The sequence below is a fragment of the Peptoclostridium acidaminophilum DSM 3953 genome (genome assembly GCF_000597865.1).
Lineage (GTDB): Bacteria > Bacillota > Clostridia > Peptostreptococcales > Peptostreptococcaceae > Peptoclostridium_A > Peptoclostridium_A acidaminophilum.
Genome location: NZ_CP007452.1, coordinates 355,429 through 378,204 on the forward strand (window position 1 = coordinate 355,429; position 22,776 = coordinate 378,204).

22 protein-coding genes are annotated in these 22,776 nt (G+C 45.4%); 19 read left to right on the forward strand and 3 right to left on the reverse strand.

Annotation, left to right across the window (positions count from 1 at the left end; genetic code table 11):
• Positions 1–169: 169 nt before the first annotated feature.
• The 11 genes from alr to EAL2_RS01980 all read left to right on the forward strand — a co-directional run bounded on the left by alr (position 170) and on the right by EAL2_RS01980 (position 10,108).
• Positions 170–1,327, forward strand: a complete 1,158-nt coding sequence (gene alr, locus EAL2_RS01930) for an alanine racemase (RefSeq protein ID WP_025434738.1) — start codon at positions 170–172, stop codon at positions 1,325–1,327.
• 31 nt (positions 1,328–1,358) lie between these two features.
• A complete protein-coding gene (locus EAL2_RS01935; protein ID WP_025434739.1) occupies positions 1,359–1,640 on the forward strand; it encodes a hypothetical protein in 282 nt (93 codons plus the stop codon).
• On the forward strand, positions 1,612–2,013 hold the full coding sequence (locus tag EAL2_RS01940; RefSeq protein WP_051489057.1) for a type II toxin-antitoxin system PemK/MazF family toxin: 402 nt from the start codon (positions 1,612–1,614) through the stop codon (positions 2,011–2,013). Before EAL2_RS01935 ends, EAL2_RS01940 begins: the two co-directional genes overlap by 29 nt.
• Positions 2,014–2,161: 148 nt before the next feature.
• Positions 2,162–3,793: a glycoside hydrolase family 26 protein gene (locus EAL2_RS14690; protein ID WP_025434741.1), complete on the forward strand. Its 1,632-nt coding sequence runs from the start codon at positions 2,162–2,164 to the stop codon at positions 3,791–3,793.
• A gap of 13 nt (positions 3,794–3,806) precedes the next feature.
• A complete protein-coding gene (locus tag EAL2_RS01950; RefSeq protein ID WP_025434742.1) occupies positions 3,807–4,298 on the forward strand; it encodes a hypothetical protein in 492 nt (163 codons plus the stop codon).
• 112 nt (positions 4,299–4,410) lie between these two features.
• Positions 4,411–5,769, forward strand: coding sequence for a DUF5693 family protein (locus tag EAL2_RS15775; protein WP_158408873.1), 1,359 nt, complete (start codon positions 4,411–4,413; stop codon positions 5,767–5,769).
• Positions 5,742–6,461: a DUF5693 family protein gene (locus tag EAL2_RS15780; RefSeq protein ID WP_025434744.1), complete on the forward strand. Its 720-nt coding sequence runs from the start codon at positions 5,742–5,744 to the stop codon at positions 6,459–6,461. Before EAL2_RS15775 ends, EAL2_RS15780 begins: the two co-directional genes overlap by 28 nt.
• Positions 6,454–7,617 carry a polysaccharide pyruvyl transferase CsaB gene (gene csaB, locus EAL2_RS01965; RefSeq protein ID WP_025434745.1) on the forward strand — a complete coding sequence of 388 codons (1,164 nt, stop codon included), beginning with the start codon at positions 6,454–6,456 and terminating at the stop codon, positions 7,615–7,617. Before EAL2_RS15780 ends, csaB begins: the two co-directional genes overlap by 8 nt.
• The gene (locus tag EAL2_RS01970; RefSeq protein ID WP_025434746.1) at positions 7,574–8,323 is read left to right on the forward strand and encodes a WecB/TagA/CpsF family glycosyltransferase; all 750 of its coding nucleotides are present in this window, start codon (positions 7,574–7,576) and stop codon (positions 8,321–8,323) included. The genes csaB and EAL2_RS01970 overlap by 44 nt, the downstream gene beginning before the upstream one ends.
• Before the next feature lie 26 nt (positions 8,324–8,349).
• Positions 8,350–9,177 (forward strand): transketolase, encoded by an 828-nt coding sequence (locus EAL2_RS01975; protein WP_025434747.1) that lies wholly within the window; start codon positions 8,350–8,352, stop codon positions 9,175–9,177.
• Positions 9,170–10,108, forward strand: a complete 939-nt coding sequence (locus EAL2_RS01980) for a transketolase family protein (protein WP_025434748.1) — start codon at positions 9,170–9,172, stop codon at positions 10,106–10,108. The genes EAL2_RS01975 and EAL2_RS01980 overlap by 8 nt, the downstream gene beginning before the upstream one ends.
• Before the next feature lie 500 nt (positions 10,109–10,608).
• On the opposite strand, the gene EAL2_RS01985 is transcribed toward EAL2_RS01980, so the two are convergent.
• A complete protein-coding gene (locus EAL2_RS01985; protein ID WP_025434749.1) occupies positions 10,609–11,352 on the reverse strand; it encodes an ATP-binding protein in 744 nt (247 codons plus the stop codon).
• A gap of 176 nt (positions 11,353–11,528) precedes the next feature.
• Between EAL2_RS01985 and EAL2_RS01990 the strand changes: the two genes are divergently transcribed.
• Both EAL2_RS01990 and EAL2_RS01995 read left to right on the forward strand, forming a co-directional pair.
• The gene (locus EAL2_RS01990; RefSeq protein ID WP_025434750.1) at positions 11,529–12,209 is read left to right on the forward strand and encodes a Crp/Fnr family transcriptional regulator; all 681 of its coding nucleotides are present in this window, start codon (positions 11,529–11,531) and stop codon (positions 12,207–12,209) included.
• Between the two features lie 72 nt (positions 12,210–12,281).
• A complete protein-coding gene (locus EAL2_RS01995; RefSeq protein WP_025434751.1) occupies positions 12,282–14,771 on the forward strand; it encodes a Lon protease family protein in 2,490 nt (829 codons plus the stop codon).
• Between the two features lie 91 nt (positions 14,772–14,862).
• Here EAL2_RS01995 and EAL2_RS14695 read toward each other — a convergent pair whose 3' ends face one another.
• On the reverse strand, positions 14,863–15,315 hold the full coding sequence (locus EAL2_RS14695) for a universal stress protein (protein WP_025434752.1): 453 nt from the start codon (positions 15,313–15,315) through the stop codon (positions 14,863–14,865).
• Between the two features lie 27 nt (positions 15,316–15,342).
• Positions 15,343–15,930: a 5-formyltetrahydrofolate cyclo-ligase gene (locus tag EAL2_RS02005; RefSeq protein ID WP_051489059.1), complete on the reverse strand. Its 588-nt coding sequence runs from the start codon at positions 15,928–15,930 to the stop codon at positions 15,343–15,345.
• A 217-nt stretch (positions 15,931–16,147) separates the two neighbouring features.
• Between EAL2_RS02005 and ftsE the strand changes: the two genes are divergently transcribed.
• The 6 genes from ftsE to uvrB all read left to right on the forward strand — a co-directional run bounded on the left by ftsE (position 16,148) and on the right by uvrB (position 22,775).
• Positions 16,148–16,831, forward strand: coding sequence for a cell division ATP-binding protein FtsE (gene ftsE, locus EAL2_RS02010; protein WP_025434754.1), 684 nt, complete (start codon positions 16,148–16,150; stop codon positions 16,829–16,831).
• Positions 16,824–17,714 carry a permease-like cell division protein FtsX gene (ftsX, locus tag EAL2_RS02015; RefSeq protein WP_025434755.1) on the forward strand — a complete coding sequence of 297 codons (891 nt, stop codon included), beginning with the start codon at positions 16,824–16,826 and terminating at the stop codon, positions 17,712–17,714. Before ftsE ends, ftsX begins: the two co-directional genes overlap by 8 nt.
• Before the next feature lie 12 nt (positions 17,715–17,726).
• A complete protein-coding gene (locus tag EAL2_RS02020; RefSeq protein ID WP_025434756.1) occupies positions 17,727–18,845 on the forward strand; it encodes a murein hydrolase activator EnvC family protein in 1,119 nt (372 codons plus the stop codon).
• Positions 18,846–18,889: 44 nt separating this feature from the next.
• The gene (locus tag EAL2_RS02025; protein WP_025434757.1) at positions 18,890–20,047 is read left to right on the forward strand and encodes a S41 family peptidase; all 1,158 of its coding nucleotides are present in this window, start codon (positions 18,890–18,892) and stop codon (positions 20,045–20,047) included.
• Positions 20,048–20,167: 120 nt separating this feature from the next.
• Positions 20,168–20,623, forward strand: coding sequence for a ferritin-like domain-containing protein (locus EAL2_RS02030; RefSeq protein WP_025434758.1), 456 nt, complete (start codon positions 20,168–20,170; stop codon positions 20,621–20,623).
• A 217-nt stretch (positions 20,624–20,840) separates the two neighbouring features.
• Positions 20,841–22,775 carry an excinuclease ABC subunit UvrB gene (uvrB, locus tag EAL2_RS02035; RefSeq protein ID WP_242842501.1) on the forward strand — a complete coding sequence of 645 codons (1,935 nt, stop codon included), beginning with the start codon at positions 20,841–20,843 and terminating at the stop codon, positions 22,773–22,775.
• Position 22,776 lies beyond the last annotated feature (1 nt).

Here is a 22,776-nt window from a genome sequence, read left to right on the forward strand (position 1 = left end):
TAAAGTACAGATAAGTGTTGAAATTAGCGTTCTGAAAATTTAGAATATTATTATAGGCAGGTTAATACTTTGTCAAAATATTGGGTTTCGACGTATTAATCTGATTTTATGCGAATTTATCTAGCTGCAAGATGTTGTTTCATACTAACTTTAAGGGGGATAAATAGTTATGAAGTACAAAAACAGACCTTGGGCAGAAATAAATGTAGAGAACTTGAGAGAGAATTTCAGAAATATTAAAAGTCTTACAAAGGAAGGCACGAAGGTGTGTGCAGTTGTCAAAGCCAATGCTTACGGCCATGGTTCGGTGCAGGTTGCAAAAATACTTATTGAAGAAGGAGCAGACTACCTTGCTGTTGCAAGCGAAGGTGAGGCTATCGAGCTCAGACAGGCGGGCATCAAAACCCCTATACTATGCCTTGGATTCGTTCCCGAGGTTGTATATGAGGAAGCCATAGCCAATGAACTCGACATAACAATATACTCGCTGGATGCGGCTGAAAAGCTCAGCAAAGAGGCGGTCAGGCTCGGAAAAAATGCAAGAGTACATATCAAGCTTGACACTGGCATGTCGAGACTGGGATTCCAGGTTGAGGATGCCAGTGTAGATGCAATCGAAAAGATAGTGGGAATGCCCGGAATAGAGCTTGTGGGCGTGTTCACGCACTTTGCAAAGGCAGATGAAAAGGACAAGACGTTCACAGAGCACCAATATGACGGCTACATGAAGATTGTCAGCGAGGTTGAAAAAAGAGGCGTAAAAATACAAATAAAGCACGTATGCAACAGTGCTGGAACTATGGACATGCCTCAGTACCATATGGACATGGTGAGACCGGGCATAATACTGTACGGTCTGTATCCGTCTGACGAGGTAATGAAGGAGAGGCTGGAGCTAAAGCCTGTCATGACCTTCAAAGCGTCAGTGTCGCATGTGAAGGATCTTGAAGCTGGCAGAGGCATAGGCTACGGACTCAGATACGTCACTGAAAAGACAACAAGGGTGGCGACTATGCCTATTGGATATGCCGACGGATTCACAAGGATGCTAAGCGGCAAGGTGAGCGTAAAGGTCAACGGCACAGTGGTGCCTGTTATAGGCAACATATGCATGGACCAGTCAATGCTCAATGTGGACGCTGTTGAAACAAAGGTGGGCGACGAGGTGGTAATATTCGGCGAGGACATAGACGCCAGAGTCGAAAGGATCGCCCAGGCTCTTGGAACAATCAACTACGAGATAGTCTGCATGGTTGCACGAAGGATACCAAGAGTATATATGGAAAAAAATACAGTTTTACAAGTCGTTGATTATTTGGTAGAATAGTCTGGTATCACAGATTGAGGAGGCGGTAGAGATGTCTGATTCTACGCAGAAAATTACGCTGGACTTGCCATGTAATTTAGTCGAAGAAATAAACAAAACAATGAGGGCAGATATGAAAGACATATCGGAATTCTTCAGAGAAGCCGCCAAGATGTATCTGTTAAGACAGAGACAAAGAGACCAGATAAGAAACGAAATGATTTCAGGCTATAGTGAAATGGCCAGCATCAACCTTGCACTTGCCGAGATGGGTTTTGCCAGAGACATGTCTTCCTTAGTGACTTATGAAAGGAAGATGGCTAAGAGTGAGTAGTGCTGATATAAAAGAAGGCATTAAAGACTTAAAAAGAGGCGACATATATTATGCCGACCTCAGCCCGGTAATAGGGTCTGAGCAGGGCGGAGTAAGACCTGTGCTTATAGTACAAAACGACATAGGGAACAAGTACAGTCCTACTGTCATAGTAGCCGCCATAACAGCCAAGATAGACAAGGCCAAGCTCCCGACACATGTGGAGATAAAGGCCAACGAGTACGGCTTGGTAAAGAATTCGGTGGTGCTGCTTGAGCAGATCAGGACTATAGACAAGAGAAGACTCAGAGAAAAGATTGGAAGCTTCGACGAAAAACTAATGCTCAAGGTTGACGAAGCTCTTCAGATAAGCCTTGGTCTTATGGAAATCTAGTAAAAAAAGCCGAAAATATCATCCTTGAAAATCATGATGATATTTTCGGCTTTTTCATTGAAATGTACATGATTGCTTTCTTGATTCTATAATTTAGGATATAATATTTCTATGATGAAAAATAAAAATGAAAACCGGAGGGATAGGGTTGAAAAGGTTAGCATCTATATTAATTTCAGTAATCCTGTTTTTTGCCTGTATACCGCTTGAGGAGTCGCATGCCGAAGCAGTGAGCGGAAAACGGGACTTCGTATCGTACAATCTCGGATTTGTCTGCAAAATACCCCTTGCAATGCAGGAGAAGGGGTCAATAGAGGATGTCTCCGCAAGGCTCGAGGGAGCGGATGGCAGCAGGATATACATATACAGCCAGGACATAAAGGGCATGTCGCCCCAGACATACATATACTACAGCAACAAGCAGATAAGGGCGGGCCGCGGAGGCTTTACTATGCTTAATGAGCGCACTACTACACTTGCAAACAGCGCAAAGGCATACGAATTCCTGTATCAAAGGGATATCATAGAAAACATCGAAAACGACAAGAATATATATTTCGAGATAAATGCAGTATACCCTCAGTTCAATCGTGTGCTGACTTTTTGGGTAAAGACAGACAGCGCCAATCTCGACTACTACACCCAGATGGCAAGGGACATGGCCTCGTCGGCATGGCTGTTTGAAAAGGGAGTAAAAACCCAGAGGGCGCCTTATGTGCAAAGGGACATTGACCTAAAGGGAAAGAGCACAAGGCTCAAGATAGGCAAGGACAGCATGATGTGGGGAATAATGCATCCGCACAATCTCGACGGAGCTGACTACACGTCGAACCTGGCACCGTTTGAGAAAAGCATAGGCAAGAAGTTTGAGTTCCTGATGACTTATTCGGATTTCAACAACAAGGTCAACCTCAAAGAGGTACAGGAAGTTTACGATGACGAGAGGGTTATGATGCTTACATGGCAGCCATGGGTGTACATAGACAAGACTCAGAATGAAAACATAGAAAGCGAAAGCGACGTACTAATACCCGAGATAGTAAAGGGCAAGTATGACGACTACATAAGAAGCTGGGCAAGGGACATTAAAAGCGTTGGCGAGCCTGTGTTCGTAAGATTCGCAAACGAGATGAACGGCGACTGGGATCCATGGTGCGCATGGTTTTTTGGAAAGGATACAGAGCTTTACAACGAGGCATGGAATAGGATTGAGAGGATATTCCACGAAGAAGGCGCCGACAATGCGCAGTTTGTATGGAACCCTCATGACAGGTCATACCCAGACTTTGATTGGAACAGCCCCCATATGTACTATCCGGGAGATGAGCATGTCGACTGGGTAGGGCTTACAGGCTACAACAACGGCACCTCGTTCTCGGGTGATGTCTGGAGGGAGTTTGGGGACATATACCAGCCCGTATATGACGACTACATGAAGCATTATCGTGAAAAGCCATTCATGATAACCGAGTTTTCCTGCAATGAAGATGGAGGAGACAAGGCGGCGTGGATAAGAAATGGATTTTCCAGCTTTGCCAACATGCCAAACATAAAGGCTGCAGTATGGTTCAACCAGATTGACACCCGCTGGCTCTACAACATAGATTCCTCAGAGGCTTCATTAAACGCTTTCAAGGAATCGCTGCTGCAGAATCCTCTTTTTTCATTAAAGAACGTATACAAGGAAGAAGCGCTTCAAACTCAAGATGAAGAAAACATACAAAATGAATCAAAGCAGCAGCAGGAAAAAACAGAATCCCAAAAAACAGCAAAGAAATAGGAGCTGATGTGTGATGTCCTTAAAAAATTCAAAAGTCAAAATACCGATTACAATAGCGTGCATAGTCGCGGCCATGGGATGTGTGGCAGTTGCGGCCTCAGGTGATGCGGGCACAAGCGACGATCCCCTGGTTACAAAGTCGTATGTCGACAAGAAGATTGAGGATATTAGCCTCTATATAGATGAAAAGCTCTCAAGCGGTTCGCAAAGCACTGGAAGCTCTTCGGGCCCGGCAGCCCAGGAGGCCATAGAAGTAGTTGAGGTGGAATCGGGAGACAGCATAGTACTCCAGGCCGGAAGTCAGATAATATTAAGAGGTGGCAGCGGCTCTATAATAGACAGCAAGCAGGGCGGCATAGCAGACCTTACGCAGGGAATAGACCTTAGAAAGGGCTATGAGGCGCCTGCAAACCATCTGCTTATGGTTCCAAGGAGCGACGGAAGAGGCGTGTACGCCAAGACGGACTGCATATTCATGGTGATGGGAAAATACGAAGTTAAATAGCAATTTGTGTGCAACAGGGGTATAAAAGCCCCTGTTTTTATTGTATAATTAAATGGTTTGATTTATGTTTTGGTGAGAGGATGATTTATTAATGCTTAAAATAAGAAAACATATGGCTATATTTTTAGTAATAGGAATACTATCTTCGATGTTTTTGCTCTCAGGCAGGATTGGGGTAGAAAAAAACTATAAGAACGTGGATATAACGCTTGATTATGAGTCAATATTAAACATGGCGGCGGATTCCAAGGATCATGACATCGACTACTTTTTAAAGGAATTCAAAAAGCTTGGCGCTTCTTCAGCTGCAATAAACGAAGCCACGCTCAGCTCGCTTGAGGAAGACAAGGAACTCAAGGTGGATGTGGAGCTTGACGGCTACGACTTGATGGTGAGCGCGGACAAGCAGATGATTGATTTTATAGCATCAGGCTTTGAAAAGAAGCTGGGAAGCGGCAGCGTTGAGCTTGTAGACGAAGGTACTTTACGAGTACCTGGCAGCAGGGCAGACTATATATATGATGAAACTATAGTAAAAGACAGTGAAGGCAAGTATGTAGGAAAGAAAAAAATAGGAGTGGGCTCAAAGAAGGAATTCATAGGGCTGGGCTTCCTAAAGAGAGATACAGACCGCATCCAGAATGCGGGACTTGAAGTGATTCCAAGACCAATATACACATCGCAGTATGAGGATGAAAAAAGCATTGCGGTGTATTTTGAAGCCTTGGATAGCAATGGAATAAAACCAAGATACATAATGTTTACGGGAGATGAGATACTCGGCGGAGCTGAGCATTCGGATGTGCTGGCAAAGGAGCTCAAAAGAAGGGGCATAATAGCGGCAATGATTGAGAGCTCGGTGCAAAGAGAGCATATTGAGCAGGACGGCCTTAATCAGCTGGTGCAGAAGATGGATTACAATTCCACGAGAGTTTTCAACGTCTGGGATTACATTCAGAAAAGATATGACTATCAGATACCGTTTCACAGGAACGGTCAGGAGGTTATGAATTCAATATATAGAGCGGTGGTGGAAAGGAACATAAGGGTTGTGTACTTCAAGCCTTTCATTGACAGCAGGGATAGATACGTGACAGACATGTCGATATATGCAGACAGATTCAATGAGCTTGAAGACAGGCTTGGAAGCCACGGCATAAAAATAGCCGATGTAAAGCCACTGGGACTCAATGATCCCAGCAGATACATTAAGCTGCTTTCCGCTATTGGAATAGTGGCAGCCGGCTTTGTGCTGCTCGAGAACATCATCAATGTCAGAGGCAGGATATACGACATGGCGTTTTATGCCATTGCGGCAGTGACGGCCGCGCCATATGCCCTTAACATAGCTACGGACACGATGGACAAGCTGTATGCGCTCATGGCGTCAATAATATTCCCTTCGCTCGCCATGGTGGCCTTGCTGAACGTGGTGAAAAAGATATGCGATGCAAAAAAAGGGAGAATTTAAGGATAAAGGACATAGTACTGGAAAGCTCCTTGATTCTCATTGCGATATCACTCATTTCGCTTGCCGGAGCCGTATCAGAGGATGCGCTGCTCTCGCATTCGAAATATATGCTTGAAATGGACCTTTTCAGAGGGGTAAAGCTTTCTCAGGTGGGTCCTATAGGAATTACGTTCCTGGCGTATATCTCGATATTCGGCTACAGGAGGAGCGAAGATAAAAGGGGTCTTTACTGGAGTGAGATAAAGCTATTCCTGAGCGAGAATATAAGAGTAATACACATGGCCATTCTGGGAGCGATAGCTGTCGCTGCGATAGTATATATATCCAGAATGGGGCATGAAACCAACATAGAACCTTCATCACTTGAGATACTCGGAAGAAACATACTTGAGATGATATTCCAGGCCAGGCCGAGAACCAAAGCCATACTGCTTGCACATCCGGCGCTTCTGCTGCTGATATTCATGGCATACAAGAAATGCTGCTGCTGGAGCCTGCCACTGCTGGCACTTGCGGTTTCAATAGGACAGGGCAATATAGTAAACACTTTTTCGCATCTTAGAACGCCTATATACCTTTCTGTCTACAGGACCGTATATGAAACAGGACTGGGAATACTTATAGGAGCTTTGGCAGTTGCAATACTAAAGGGAGTATGGGATTATGTTCAAAGGAGAAAAGAGAATGCGTAGAGTTCTTGTCAGCGGCTACTACGGATTCAATAACGCAGGAGACGAGGCAATACTAAAGGCGCTTATAGAAGGAATAAGAGGCGCGCAGGACGAGTGTGAAATCGTGGTGCTTTCGCAGCATCCAAGGTTTACAGCACAAAAGCACAATGTCAAATCAGCCATGAGGATGAACATATTCAGGCTGCTGTGGGAGATAAAAAAATGCGACCTGCTAATAAGCGGGGGAGGTTCTCTGCTCCAGGATGTCACATCAAAAAGGTCGATACTCTACTACCTTGCCATAATATATGCAGCCAAGCTCATGGGCAAGAGTGTAATGATATATTCCCAGGGCATAGGGCCTGTAAGCAGGTCGTCGAACCGGAGATTCCTCAAAAAAGCCTTGAGCATGGTAGATTTTATCAACGTCAGAGACGAAAAGTCAAAGAGCGAGCTGCAGGAGATGGGCATAGACAACGAGATACTCGTAACTGCAGACGCGGTTTTCGGCATGAGCAGGCCCAGCCTGGACAAGGGCGCAGCCGCAATAGAAAGGCTCAATATAAAAAAAGGCAAGCGTCTTGTAGGCATATCAATGAGGCCATGGAAGGACAATGACGAAATATCTGAAAAGTTCAGCCAGCTGTGCAAAAGCATGGCAGCAGAGCAGGGTTGCGAAATTGTATTGCTGCCGTTCCACTTCTACTCCGACCTGGAGATAATGGATATGGTATACCAAAAGCTTGACAGCGAAACCAGAAAAAGTGTACACGTGCTGAGGGAGTACCTGCATGTGGAGGACTACCTTTCGCTTATAGGAAATCTTGACATGTTCATAGGCATGAGGCTTCATGGACTCATATTTTCAGTGCTTATGGGAGTGCCGGTGGTGGGGATATCGTACGATCCCAAGATAGATAGCTTCATGTCATCCATAGGCAAAAAAAGCACGACTGATGTTTTAAATTTAAATTTTAATGATATAATAAATGAAGTGGAAAAAATACTTCTGAATTTCGACACAGAAAAAGGGCTTATGGATTCCAGAGCAATAGAGCTCTCTGCAAAGGTAAAAAACCACAACATGGCTCTTGGAAAATTGATTAAATCAAGCGGGCAAAGGTGGGATAGCATTGAAAAGGCTGAAGATTCTAGGCGTGCCAATAGACAAAGTTGACATGGATTCCGCCCTTTCTAGGGTGGCGGACTGCCTGAGGCAGAAAAAAAAATGCGTGGTATGCACGCCCAACAGTGAGATAGTGATGCTTGCGCAAACTAGCGGCGAGCTGAGAAACTTTATAGAGACGGCGGACCTTGTGGTGCCAGACGGCATAGGACTTGTCCTGGCATCGCGGATTGTTAAAAAGCCGCTGAGTGAAAGGGTCACCGGCATAGACCTTATGGACAGGATACTCGCTTACTGCAGTGAAAACGGCAAGTCTGTCTTCATAATGGGAAGCAAGCCGGGAGTAGCCGAGAAGGCTGCACAGAACATATCGGAGAAATTCAAGAATATCAAGTTTGCAGGAACACACCACGGCTATTTCAAAGGTTACCATACTGGCGTTGAAAACAGTACTGAAGAAGACGAGGTCATAGAAAAGATAAACGCTGCAAAGCCGGACGTGCTTTTTGTGGCCATGGGAGCCCCAAAGCAGGAGCTCTGGATAGCAAAACACAGGGACAGGCTGGGCTCTAACATTATAATGGGAGTTGGCGGAAGCGCTGATGTTTATGCAGGCGAGGTGCAAAGGGCGCCCGCGGCATATCAGAGGCTCGGGCTGGAATGGCTTTACAGGCTCATGAAGGAGCCATGGAGATATAAGAGGATGATGGCGCTGCCTGCTTTCGTGGTTGAGGTCATCAAAAGAGGCGAAAATTAATAGACTAGCTTGGGAGGTTTTACTAAATGAGGGACCATAATGAGCTGACTAGCGTTGCCGCTAACGTCAGAAGAAACATAATAGAGATGCTTCATGAGTCGGGCTCGGGGCATCCGGGCGGTTCGCTGTCTGCGGTTGAGATAGTCACTGCTTTATATTTCGACGAAATGAACATAGACCCTGAAAATCCAAACAAGGAAAACAGGGACAGGTTTGTGCTTTCAAAAGGACATGCCGCTCCTGTAATATACAGCGTTCTGGCTGAGAGAAAATATTTCGACAAGTCCGAGCTGATGAAGCTTAGAAAGACGGGAGCAATGCTGCAGGGACACCCTGACATGAAAGGCACGCCGGGAATAGAAATGTCCACAGGCTCGCTCGGACAAGGCTTTTCTGCGGCCTGCGGAATGGCAATGGCATCGAAGCTTGACGGCTCGCCTTGGAGAGTGTACGCGCTCCTGGGAGACGGAGAGGTTCAGGAAGGCCTTGTGTGGGAGGCGGCAATGAGCGCTGCTCACTATAAGCTTGACAACATTGTGGCGTTCCTTGACAACAACGGACTACAAATAGACGGCAAGAATGAAGAGGTGCTCGGGGTTGATCCTCTTGCTGAAAAATTCAAGGCTTTCGGCTGGAACGTGTTTGAAATTGACGGGCACGACTTCGATCAGATATTTACGGCTCTTGACGCTGCCAAGTCGGCGGCGGGAAGGCCAACCATGATAGTATCCAAGACTGTAAAGGGCAAGGGCGTTTCGTTCATGGAAAATCAGGCAGGCTGGCATGGAAAGGCGCCAAACGCGCAGGAGAGAGAAATTGCCTTGAGAGATTTGGGAGGAAGATGTGATGAGTAAAATAGCCACAAGAGACGCATACGGCAAGGCTCTTGCCAAGCTGGGACAACAGAATTCTAAGGTAGTAGTACTTGACGCCGACCTTTCAAAGTCGACAAAGACGGCCGATTTCAAGGAAATTTTCCCTGAAAGATTCTTCAACATGGGTATAGCCGAGGCAAACCTCATGGGGGCATCGGCAGGCCTTGCAGCTGCAGGAAAGATTCCTTTCGCATCGACATTTGCAGTGTTCGCCTCGGGCAGGGGCTTTGAAATAATAAGAAACTCAATATGCTATCCAAAGCTGAATGTAAAGATATGCGCAACTCACGCAGGCATAACCGTGGGCGAGGACGGAGCTTCCCACCAGGCGCTTGAAGACATATCAATAATGAGGTCTCTTCCAAACATGAGCGTTATAGTGCCGGCTGACGGCGTTGAGACTGAAAAGGTAATATTCTCAATAGCCGAATACAGCGGCCCTGTATATACAAGACTTGGAAGGTCGGGAGTGCCTACTATATTCTCCGACGACTACGAGTTCGTGCTTGGAAAAGGCGTTCAGCTTACAGATGGCGACGACGTCGCTATAATAGCATGCGGCATAATGGTTGCCGAGTCTCTTGAAGCAGCAAAGCTTCTTGAGGAAAAAGGCATAAAGGCGAGGGTAATCAATATGTCGTCTATAAAGCCAATAGATTCAGAACTGATAGTAAAGGCGGCAAGAGAGACGGGTGCCATCGTGACTGCAGAAGAGCACAATATAATAGGCGGGCTTGGAAGCGCAGTAGCAGAAGTGCTTGTTGAGGAGTATCCGGTGCCAGTTAAGAGAGTCGGAGTTAACGACACATTCGGCGAGTCGGGAGACCCTAAAGAGCTTGTAGTAAAATACGGTCTGACTGCAAATGACATAGTGCAAGCAGCCATAAAGGCCATAGAAAGAAAAAGATAATCAAAGCACTTATGGTGCTTTTAACAAAATGAGACTTCCTGGAGTCTCATTTTGTTTTCCGGAGCATTAAGCCTAAATAGAGTGATTTAAAATAATAAATATAAAAAAATTGAGTTTATGTTTTGAACTATATGTGCAGGGTATATGTATAATGAAAACAATAGTTATAGGGATGAATAGCAAACCAGGCTGAATGCTAAATGTAAGGGGCCTCAATGCAAGAGGTCTACAGAAAGTGGAACCAAGATGACAAACTCCTATCCTGAAACATCCGAAGCAAAAAGGAGGAATGTTGGATAAGAAGTTTAGATGAAAGCTCGAAAAACAAAACTGAATATGAAACAAACAATCATGCTTATAACTGTTGACTCAGGCTATCAAAAGAATAAAAGATAGCCTGAGATATTTTTTTGCAAAAAAACGAGCCCAGTCCGTATTATTTGATCCGGGCTCGCATTCAAATTGTGTGCAGAGCATAATTATTATAGCAGAAGGGTTGCCTATTTGTCGGATACTACAGTGCCGTCGAGAGCTACTGTAACCTCTCTGTAGGGAACTATCTTCTTGGAATTGAGTATGGCCTGCTTTACTGAGGAGATTATTCCAGAGCAGCATGGAACCTCCATCCTGACAACAGTGATACTCTTTATGTCGTTGGCTGAGAATAGCTCAGAGAGCTTGTCTTCGTAATACTTGTTGTCGTCAAGCTTGGGGCAGCCTATGAGAGTCACTCTACCTTTTATGAAGTCGTTGTGGAAGCCTGCATAGGCATATGCTGTGCAGTCTGCCGCAATAAGCACGTCGGCGCCATTGAAATAGTCTGCTGCAGGGTTTACAAGCTTTATCTGCACAGGCCACTGGGAAAGTTGGGACTTTTGCTCCGAAGCCAGGGTGGCTGAAGGAGCTGCAGCTTTTGGGGCCGGAGCAGAGGAAACAACATTAAGCGTTTTTGCCATAGTACCGGGGCAGCCGCAAGGCATTGGCTCTATTCCAGCTTCTGCTGCGTTCTTGGCCTGGAGCTCCTTTACGGCTTCGTCATCATATGGTGCAGCGTCTCTTTCTATCATTGTTATTGCGTTTGTAGGACATGCTGGAAGGCAGTCTCCGAGTCCGTCGCAGTATTTGTCGTGTATTAGCCTTGCCTTGCCTTCCACCATCTGTATTGCTCCCTCGTGACACGCAGAGGCGCAAAGCCCGCAGCCGTTGCACAGATCTTCATTTATGCTTATTATTTTTCTTTTCATAGTAACATACCATCCTCTCGAAAATAGATTTATATATCGCACTGTTATATAGATTCCCCAATCACGATAGACACAACTAAATTTATATAGTTTTTGCTGCCTTGATTTTATTATAATGGAGTATGGGTATAAAACAAGTAACATCAGTTACAAACAATAAAAATCCGGAGGAAATTATGGATAGGATGATTCCGATTTATCTGTCAAAGAGCATGCTTTTCAGGGGATTTTCTGCAGACGATGTAGAAAGAGTGATTTCAAAGGCGGATTACAGGCTTAAAAAATATTCCAAGGGCGAGCTCATAGCCATAGAAGGTCATGAGTGTAGCAGTATAGGCATAGTTATGAGCGGAGATGTGGTAGTCCAGAAGGTTTACTTTTCGGGAAAGGTTGTTAATCTCACGAAGCTTTCACGCGGAGACGTATTCGGCGAGGTCATAGTGTTTTCAAACCATAGGGAGTACCCTGCGACGATACTGTCTCAAAAGAGCTCAACTGTGCTCTTTATATCAAGGGAAAACATAATAAGCCTGTGTAAGCAGGATGAACGTTTTCTTGAAAATTTCATGATGCAGCTCTCCAACAAGATACTAATGCTCAACAGGAAGGTTGAGAACCTCTCTTTAAAAACAATCAGGCAGAAGATATGCAAATTCTTGATAGAGGAGTACAAAAGGCAGAAGAATCTGAAGCTTAAAATCTCCACAAGCAGGAAGGATATGGCTGAAAATTTCGGCATACCAAGGCCTTCGCTTTCCAGAGAGCTCATAAACATGAGGGATGAAGGGCTGATTGAGTTTGGCAAAGGATATATTGAGGTTATGGACATAGCGGCTATAGAGGATTTTCTTTTCTAGTATGCATTTTACATAGGATGTTTTTGGGTAAAAGAATTACTAGCGGGAATTAAAGAATATGGGGGTGTATTTATGATAGATACAAGAAAATGGGAGCTGGGGCCGGAGGATTTGAAATGCGGCTGCGACCTTTCGGATTACAATTTCAAAACGACAAAGGATCTCGATCCCCTCAGAGGAATAATAGGGCAAAACAGGGCGGCGGAAGCCATGAGCTTTGGCCTGAATATAAAAAAGAAAGGCTACAACGTATACGTGTCAGGACTCAGCGGAACCGGCAGGACAAGTTATACAAAGTCGCTTGTCCAAAAGGTCGCCACAGCAAGGAAGGACAAAATCATAAATGACTGGGTATACGTCTACAATTTCAAATCGCCTGATGAGCCAACAGCGCTGGCTTTCAATGCGGGGATTGGAAAGAGCTTTAAAAAAGATGTGGAGCTGACGGTTGAAAAGCTCGTTGAAGAGGTACCAAAGATTTTCTCGTCGCGGGAATACGAAATCAGAAGTGCCGAAATAGTTCAACGATATGAAAGGCTCAGCAAGAACATACTCATGGAGCTCAACGAGTTTGCAAGAAGCAAGGGGTTTGTGTTCCAGCAGACAAACCAGGGGCTCTTTAGCATACCGCTGAAGCCTGATGGGACCCCGATGGCTGACGAGGAGTACAAGAATCTGACTGAAGAGGACTACGACATAATAAAGAAAAAATCAATCCAGTTGAACAAGGAGATAAACGACTACCTGAACAGGATAAAAAGCCTTGAGGAGCAGTTCAGGGAGAGTCTGGAAGAGCTCGACAAGAGGACGGGAGACAGCATAGCAAGTTTCTTCATGGAAGTCCTTATAGAAGACTACGGCAAGGATGAGAAGGTGCTTTCATACATGAATGATATGAAGCACGACATAATTGACAACATCAACAAGTTCAAGGAGCCTAAAAGTCAGGAGCTTGCAAACCCGTTCCTAATGATGCAACAAAGAGACGACGGAAGATTTTTAATGAGATATCAGGTTAATTTATTCATAGACAACAGCGACAAGAGCGACCTTCCGATAGTAAACGAGATTAACCCGACTTATTACAACCTCACAGGCATGATAGAGTATAAGAATGAGATGGGTCTTATGACTACGAATTTCATGCAGCTAAAGCCTGGAGCGCTCCACAGGGCCAACGGGGGTTTCCTCATACTCGATGTCAAGGACTTGTTCTCCCACCCGTTTGCATGGGAGGCTCTTCGAAGGGCTCTCAGGACGGATTCCATAACAATGGAGACGCTAAACAAGCAGTATGGGTATATTGTAACATCAACGCTAAAGCCTGATCCGATAGATCTTGACATAAAGGTTATACTAATTGGAGACTACATGACGTACAGCCTGCTCTACGCTTACGACGAGGAATTCAGAAAGCAGTTCAGGATAATGGCCGACTTTGACGTGGAGTTCAAAAGGAACGAGGAGAACGTCATAAAGCTTGCCAGATTCATAAGGAGCCACTGTGAGGAAGTAGGGCTCAAGCATTTTGACAAGGGCGCTGTTGAGATGGTGGTAGAGTACAGCTCGAGGATTGCTGAGGACAAGGACAAGCTCAGTGCCAGATTCAACCAGGTCGTGGAGATACTATATGAGGCGGAGGCATACAGCGACGAAAAAAATGAATATGTCACTGCTGACGATGTCATGAAGGCAATAGAGGGCAAGAAATACAGGAACAGCAAGTACGAGGAGAAGCTAAACGAGCTGTTCGAAGATGGAACGCTGCTAATAGACATAGACGGCGAAAAAATCGGCCAGATTAACGGCCTTACTGTAATGGGAAGCGGCGAGTACAGCTTCGGCAAGCCTGCAAGGATGACTGCCTCCACTTACAAGGGCAAGGCTGGCATAATAAACATAGAAAGAGAGGTAAGGCACAGCGGAAGCATACATGACAAAGGGGTGCTCATACTCAGCGGATATCTGGGCGAAAAATACGGCAAGGAAAAACCCATATCCCTTACAACGTCCATAACATTTGAGCAGACATACTCGCATATAGACGGAGACAGCGCTTCGAGTACGGAGCTTTATGTAATCATCTCAAGCATAGCCGAAATACCTATAAAGCAGTATATAGCTGTTACAGGCTCCATAAGCCAAAAAGGTGAGATACAGCCTATTGGCGGCGTGAACGAAAAGATAGAGGGTTTCTTTGACGTCTGCAAGATTAAAGGGCTCACCGGCAAGCAGGGAGTCTTAATACCAAAGACCAACGTCAAGAACCTCATGCTCAGGCAGGATGTAATAGACGCAGTCAGAGACGGCGTGTTCCACATATACTCAATAGAGCATGTAAACGAAGGCATTGAGATACTAACAGGACTTCCTATAGAAGAAATAGACGAGAGGGTCTCAAAGAGGCTTAGGGAATCGGACGAAGATGAAGGCAAGGCTGATGAAAAAGCCTTGAAAGAGGAACTGATGCAGCAGGAGCCGGCTCCGCAGGCAGGAATTGAGGAAGGCGGAGATGATGAAGACGAAAACAACGAAGACGAGGATGAGGAAAGAAAGCTTTAAGTAAGAAAAGTGAACAAACATAAAAAATAAGAGGAGGGTGCTTATGTGTCTGAAGCTTGACACACAAGAACCCTCCTCTTGTGTTGCAGTTTTATCTGAGTATTAGAATTGGTGTGGCCGAATGGTGGACAACCTTGTCTGTTACGCTGCCGAGAGTAAATCTTCTGGCAGCGCCCATGCCATGTGTGCACATTATGATAATGTCCAGATTTTCAAGCTCGCTCATTTCCAATATTATGTCGGCGGCATGTCCGAAACCGACGTATGTCCTGATTCTCGAATGACTAAAGCCATTGAGGTATTTGAGCGCATCTGAAAGCAGATTAAGATGGACTCTGCCGTATTCATGATGCATTATTGTTTCGGCCACAAAGTCATCAGGCATTATTTCAATATAGGGACGATCCGGCGGAGTTGGCATAAATGTCTTTTGGACGGTCACTAGTAGTATTTCATATTCGGACATTCCAGCTACAAATTCTTTGACATAGCCCAGAGCCTTGTAGGAAGAATCCGAGCCATCAAAGGGAAGGAGAATTTTCACGGCAAGCCCTCCTTTAGTCAGTATTTTTTAGCCTTTATTGCATATTTTGATTATCCTGTCTTCAGTGACAACCATGTCTACTGTCGCATCGAATGCATCGTGGGGCACGGAATCATGAAGCTGCAGCTCGAAGGCCACTCCTACACTGACTACCGCCCCATTATCTATCGAGGAGAGAAATCTGTCGTAGAAGCCTGCGCCATAGCCTACCCTGTAGCCGTATTTGTCGAAAGCCACTCCTGGAACTATTATGACGTCGAGTTTTTCCTTGTCGAAAACCCTGACGTATTCAGGCTTGGGCTCGAGGAGTCCATATTTGGAAATTTGAAGCTCGCTGTCCGGATCTTTAAGCAACGAAGGTATGAGCTGCCTGCCCTTGAATACGGAAATGGGAATAACCACGTTCTTGTCGTTTGAAAGGCAGTAGTCTATAAGCTGTCTTGTCTGCACCTCATTTCTAAAGTCGATATAGGTCATTATGCTCCTGGCTTTCCTTATGCAATCAAGTGATGTGAGCTTTTCAAATATTTTTTGAGACTTTAGCTCCACTTCCTCGCTGCTTTGGCGTTCCCTGTCTGCAATTGCTTTGTTTCTGAACTCTGACTTGCTCATCATACTAGTAGCCTCCAAAAATAATAGTAGTCTATACAGATTGAAGAATTATGTGTTTTACTGTTATAATAAAATTGTTGCCAATAAAACGATTTTAAAACAGTATTTATAAGATTAATCGGATTAATTCTATTTTCAGGGAAAACAGTTTAATATACAGAAAATTCTACATAGATTATCAAATGGCGTCAAGCCAAAAGAATTTTTAGGAGTGGTAATATTGATTAAATTTGAGAATGTAAACATGGAGTATAAAAACGGCAAGAAAGCACTTATAGATGCAAACATAGAAATAGGCAAGGGTGAGTTCGTATTCATAGTGGGCTCTTCGGGAGCCGGCAAATCCACATTCATAAAGCTCCTGCTTAAGGAGCAGGAGCCAAGCAGCGGCAGCATAGTAATAGATGGGTGTGAGACAACATCGCTGTCAAAGCGCAAAATACCCCGTTTGAGAAGAAATATGGGTGTGGTGTTCCAGGATTTCAGGCTGTTGCCCAACAAGACAGTATACGAGAATGTGGCTTTTGCCATGGAGATAACAGGCCACAGCGGCAAGGATATAAGGAGAAAGGTTCCGTTCGTGCTTGGAATGGTGGGACTTAGCTCCAAAGCCAAATCATATCCGGGAGAGCTATCGGGAGGAGAGCAGCAGAGGGTCAGCATAGCAAGGGCCATAATAAACAAGCCAGCGCTTCTAATTGCAGACGAGCCTACGGGTAACCTTGATCCCCAGAATTCATGGGATATAATGAGACTTCTAAAGGACATCAATAGAAGAGGAACTACAGTGCTAATAGCCACTCACGCCAAGGAATTGGTCGACGAGATGAAACAAAGGGTTATAGAGCTCGATGGTGGCAGGATAGTAAGGGATGAAGAAAGGGGAAGTTACGAAAATGTTTAGCAGCATATTTTACAACATCAAGGAGGGCTTCAAGGGGATATGGAGAAACAGGCCTATGGCTTTGGCTTCAGTAAGCTCCGTAGCGGCATCTCTTTTCATTTTGGGCATAATAATAATATTAGTGCTCAACATAAATTCCTTCACGCTGACAATGCAAAACAAGTTCGACAAGATGCAGGTGTATCTCGAGGATGGCATGGACACACAGGAGATATATGACATCAAGGAAGATATAGAATCCATTGACGGGGTGGACTCGGCGGAGTTTGAATCTAGCAAGGACGCATTTGTTAAGCTTCAGAAGAGATGGGGTAAGGATGCATACCTGCTAGAGGGTATGGAAACCTCGCTTCAGAATTCGTTCATAGTCAATCTTGAAAGCCTGGAATCGGCCGATGCCGTTTTTGCACAGCTAAAGTCGCTAGATGGAGTCGAAGACATAAAGTATTACAAGGACGTAATAAGCAAGCTAGTCAAGATATCGGCATGGATAAGAAACATCGGGCTGGCGCTCATAGTGCTGCTCTCGTCCGTATCGCTGTTTGTGATATCAAACACTATAAAGATAGCTCTGTATGCAAGGCGCAGGGAGATAAACATAATGAAATACATAGGAGCCACAAACTGGTTCATAAGGGGGCCGTTCCTCGTCGAGGGCATGGTGCTCGGAGGAATCGGAGCTCTTGCATCTCTTGGCTTAATAAGCGTCTGCTACAAGTATATCTATATCAAGTTAAACAGCAATTCGTACTGGGCGATGATGAGCAACGTGCTTTCGCTGGACGAGATATTCTCAAGCCTGATTATAATATTTGCGGTTATGGGCATAGGTATAGGCATGCTCGGGAGTCTCATATCACTTAAAAAACATCTTGAGGTGTAAGGAGGGAACGATTTGAGAAGGATTGCCGTAGTTATTTCAATTTTGCTTTTGATGTCGAGCATGACATCCTTTGCAACTCAGGTTGACGACCTGAAAAAGAAGCTCAACGACGTAAAGGGCGGGGCTAAAAATGCCCAGCAGCAGCTCAATGCAAACAAGAAGGAGCAGGGTAAAGTCGCCAATAAGATAGAAGAGCTCAACAACGAGATAAACAAGACAGAGCAGGAGATAGACAGGCTTTTTTCGCAGATAATGCAGACAAAGGGCGAGATAAGCATACAAAAGAAAGAAATTCAAAAGCTACAGGAGCTTATTGAAGCTCAAAAGGAGCTTCTCAAAAAAAGGCTAAGAGTAATGTACAAGACCTCAGACATAGACTACATGGAGGTGCTGCTTAGCTCTACAGACATAAGCGAGTTCATGTCGAACCTTGATATTATAAAGCGCATAGCCGAGCATGACAAGGAGCTTATAGAGCAGTTCAAGAGGGACAGGGAGAAAGTTGAAAAAGTAAAGCAGGGCCTTGAGCAGAAGGAAAAAATGCTTGCAGAGCTTCAGCGCAAGGCGGAGGCTGAAAAAACAAAGCTTGCAGTCTCTAGGGGACAGCAGGTTGAGTACAAGCAGGAGCTGGAGCAGAGCGCCGAAGAGATTGAAGCCCAGATAGACAAGTTCAATGAATATGCAAAGAGCATACAGTCTCAGATAGCAAAGCTCCAATCACCGTCAGTAAGCTACGGGGGCGGCGCCATGGCGTGGCCTTCTGCGGCAAGCACGAGAGTGACTTCGCCTTTTGGCTACAGGAACCACCCGATACTCAAAAAGCAAAAGTTCCATAGCGGTATAGACATAGGAGCGCCTTCGGGCAGCAACGTGCTTGCTGCCAACGACGGTACGGTCATATTTTCCGGTTGGCAGGGAGGCTACGGCAACACTGTTATGATTGACCACGGCGGAAAGATAGTGACGCTTTACGGCCACAATTCCAAACTGCTTGTGGGCACGGGAGACAAGGTGAGCAGAGGGCAGGTTATTGCAAAGTGCGGCTCTACAGGACTTTCCACAGGCCCTCATATACATTTTGAAGTAAGAAAGAACGGCAGTCCAGTAGATCCAATGGGCTGGGTAAGATAGGGGACGCAGCTGAATGCGGCCACCCATACTGAGGGGAGAATATAATGATATCAAAGAAAAAGGCAGTAGTCGGAGCACTCATCATAGCACTTGTCAGTTCGCTGTTGACGCTCAATGCCGGGGCATTGTTTGGAAAAATAGCTATAGTTCCAATGAGTGAATACAAGCAGTACAAGGAGTTTGAAAAAATGTACTCACTCAAGAACTCTATCGAGCAGGAGTTTTACAAGGATCCGAGCGAAAGCGTCCTTGTGGAGGGTGCTATAAAGGGCATGTTTGAGGGGCTGAATGATCCCTATTCGACATACATGACTAAAAAAGAGTTTGACGCGCTACTCGAGTACACCAAGGGAAGCTTTGGCGGCATAGGCGTATATGTGTCTGCGGAGGACGATGGCTTCATAACGATAGTATCGCCCATAGAGGACACTCCTGGAGACCGGGCAGGACTTAAGGCCGGGGACAAGATAATAAAAGTGGATGGAGAGACTGTGAGCTCCAAGGACATAGACAAGGCTGTCTCCAAGATGAAGGGAGAGCCTGGAACCAAGGTGACAATAACTATAGCAAGGGATGGGCAGCAGGAGCCCTTTGATGTCCACATAACAAGGGAAGAGATAAGGATACAGACTGTCAAATCCGAAGTCAAGGAGGATGGAATAGGATATATCAGAATAACTACATTCGACGAAAAGACAGCTGCTGATTTCAAGACTAATCTTGAGGGACTAAAGGCTAAGGGTATAAAGGCTCTTGTTATAGACCTGCGCGATAACCCCGGCGGACTTCTCGATCAGTGTCGTGAAATATCTGATGAGCTCTTGGGCAAGGGCACGATAGTGTACACAAGAGACAGAAGCGGAAGCGAGGAGTATCTTAAATCTGACGAGGAGAGGAAGCTGGGACTGCCTATAGCAGTGCTCGTTAACGGAGGTTCGGCATCGGCATCAGAGATACTAAGCGGGGCTATAAAGGACAACAAGGCCGGAATACTAGTCGGAACAAAGACATACGGCAAGGGGCTTGTGCAGCAGGTGTTCCCGCTTGAGGACGGCTCGGGCTACAAGCTTACTGTTTCGCAGTATTTCACTCCGAGCGGGGCTTATATAAATAAGAAGGGAATACAGCCGGACATAGAAGAAAAGGACGAGGCCAAGCAGCTTGATAAGGCGCTTGAATATCTGAAAAGCAAAACAGAGTAATAAGGGATAGCTTTTATGTTGTAAAAAAATCAATCAAAAGTATATATAATGTCAAATAACGACAAGATATTTTGGGTATAAACATTCCTGTGATTGTTAAACTAACAAGGGGGGGTTATCATGGATTTAAATCAATATAAAGATATTCTGTCAATGGCTGTAAACAAAGAGATTGAGGCATATGAATTTTATAAGGCAGCTTCAGAAAAAGTAGGCGACGAAAGCTTGAAATCTGTTTTCGCCGATTTGGCAAAAGAAGAACTAAGGCACAAGGTGCTTTTAGAAGGCTACTTGAAAAATGAAGGCAAAAAGCTTAAATTTGACGAAACTAAAGACTACAAAGTATCTGAAACAGTAGAAGAAAAACCCCTTTCAACAGATATGAAGTTTGTTGATGCAATTGCGCTGGCAATGAAAAAAGAAGAGGAAGCCATGAACATGTACAATCAATTTGCAGACATCAGCATAGATGAGGTACAAAAGGATACATTTTTGGAGCTTTCAAAAATGGAATTAGGCCACAAGGCAAGACTTGAGGAGATATACACCAACGCCGCGTATGTCGAGGTGTGGTAATAAATTAAATACTATATTTTGAAGAGTTTGAGTGTCCGCTTATATAGCGGACATTTTTTTATCTTAAATGCGGTATGCAGCCAGAAAATGTGCATTTATTTGGATTCAAAACTCAGTTGCGCTATGCCAGACTTAGCGCTATAATTTTATTTATAAGAACATTTGTTTGCGTGTGGACGGAGGTGGCATATTGGATTTCAAGATTGTTTCGGATTTCATGCCGACGGGCGACCAGCCTGAGGCCATAGAGAAGCTGTCAAAAGGCATAGAAGACGGTGAAAAGTATTGCACTTTAATAGGAGCTACCGGCTCAGGCAAGACATTCACCATGGCCAATATAATAGAGAAGGTTCAAAAGCCTACGCTTGTGATAGCCCACAATAAGACGTTGGCAGCCCAGCTCTACGGCGAGTTCAAGGAGTTCTTTCCTGAGAACGCTGTGGAATATTTTGTGAGCTACTATGATTACTATCAGCCGGAGGCATACGTAGTGCAGTCCGACATGTATATTGAAAAGGATTCCTCGATAAACGACGAGATAGACAAGCTCAGGCACTCGGCTACCGCGGCGCTGCTAGAGCGAAGGGACGTTATAATAGTGGCCTCAGTTTCATGCATATACGGCCTTGGAGATCCCGAGGAGTACGGGGAGCAGATGATATCGCTCAGGCCGGGCATGAACAGGGACAGGGATGAGGTCATAAGAAAGCTGGTGCAGATACAGTATGAAAGAAACGACATCAGCTTCACCCGTGGCACCTTCAGGGTCAGAGGCGACGTGCTGGAGGTCTATCCGGCGGGCAGTGACGAGAAGGCTATTCGTATAGAGTTTTTCGGAGACGAGATAGACAGGGTGATGGAAATCAACTACCTTACGGGTGAAGTCCTCGGCAAGCGCAGCCATGTTTCCATATTTCCGGCGTCCCACCATGTGACAAGCAGGCAGAAGCTTGAAAAGGCGGTTGTGGCAATTGAAGAAGAGCTGGAGGAAAGAATAAGATACTTTACAGACCGCGGCATGCTTCTTGAAGCGCAAAGGATAGAGCAAAGGACGCGATATGACATAGAGATGCTCAGAGAAATAGGCATCTGCAAGGGGATAGAGAACTACTCGAGGCACCTGACGGGCAGAAGTGAAGGTGAGCGACCATATACGCTCATGGACTTCTTTCCTGACGATTTTCTTATAATCGCCGACGAGTCGCACGTAATGATGCCCCAGATAAGAGCCATGTACGGAGGTGACAGGGCAAGAAAGGCTGCACTCATAGATTACGGCTTCAGACTGCCTTCGGCTTATGACAATAGGCCGCTTTCGTTCGAAGAATTCGAAAAGGTGGCCAGGCAGATGGTATTTGTATCAGCAACGCCTGCAAGCTATGAGCTTCAAAAGTCAAGTGTAATAGCCCAGCAGATAATAAGGCCGACGGGACTCCTTGACCCGCAGGTGGAGATAAGACCTACAAGCGGCCAGATAGACGACATACTCAACGAGATAGACCTCAGGGTAAAGAAAGAGGAGAGGGTGCTCGTGACGACGCTGACAAAGAAGATGGCCGAGGACCTTACGGACTACATGAAGAGCGCCGGGGTAAAGGTGACCTATATGCATTCCGACGTCGAAACTCTGGATAGAATTCAGATAATACACGACCTAAGATCAGGCAAGTACGACGTGCTGGTAGGAATCAACCTGCTCAGGGAAGGTCTGGACCTTCCGGAGGTGTCTCTTGTGACCATACTGGACGCCGACAAGGAGGGCTTCCTGAGGTCTGAAACATCGCTCATACAGACGATAGGAAGGGCAGCGAGGCACGAGAACGGCAAAGTAATAATGTATGCCGACAAAATGACTGACTCAATGAAAAGGGCGATAGAGGAAACCTACAGAAGAAGGGGCATACAGGAGAGATACAACGAGGAGCACGGTATCATTCCGAAGTCCATCAAGAAGGGGATAAGGGATGTCATAGAAGCCACAAAGGCCGCAGAGGAGGAACAGGCATACCATCCCCAGCAGGCTCAGGACGATGAAGCTCTGCTTGATCAGCTCAGAATGCAGATGGCTGAAGCCGCAAAGTTGCTCGAATTCGAAATTGCAGCTCAGCTCAGGGACAAGATAGCTGCCATAGAGAAGAAAAAAAGGAGATAAA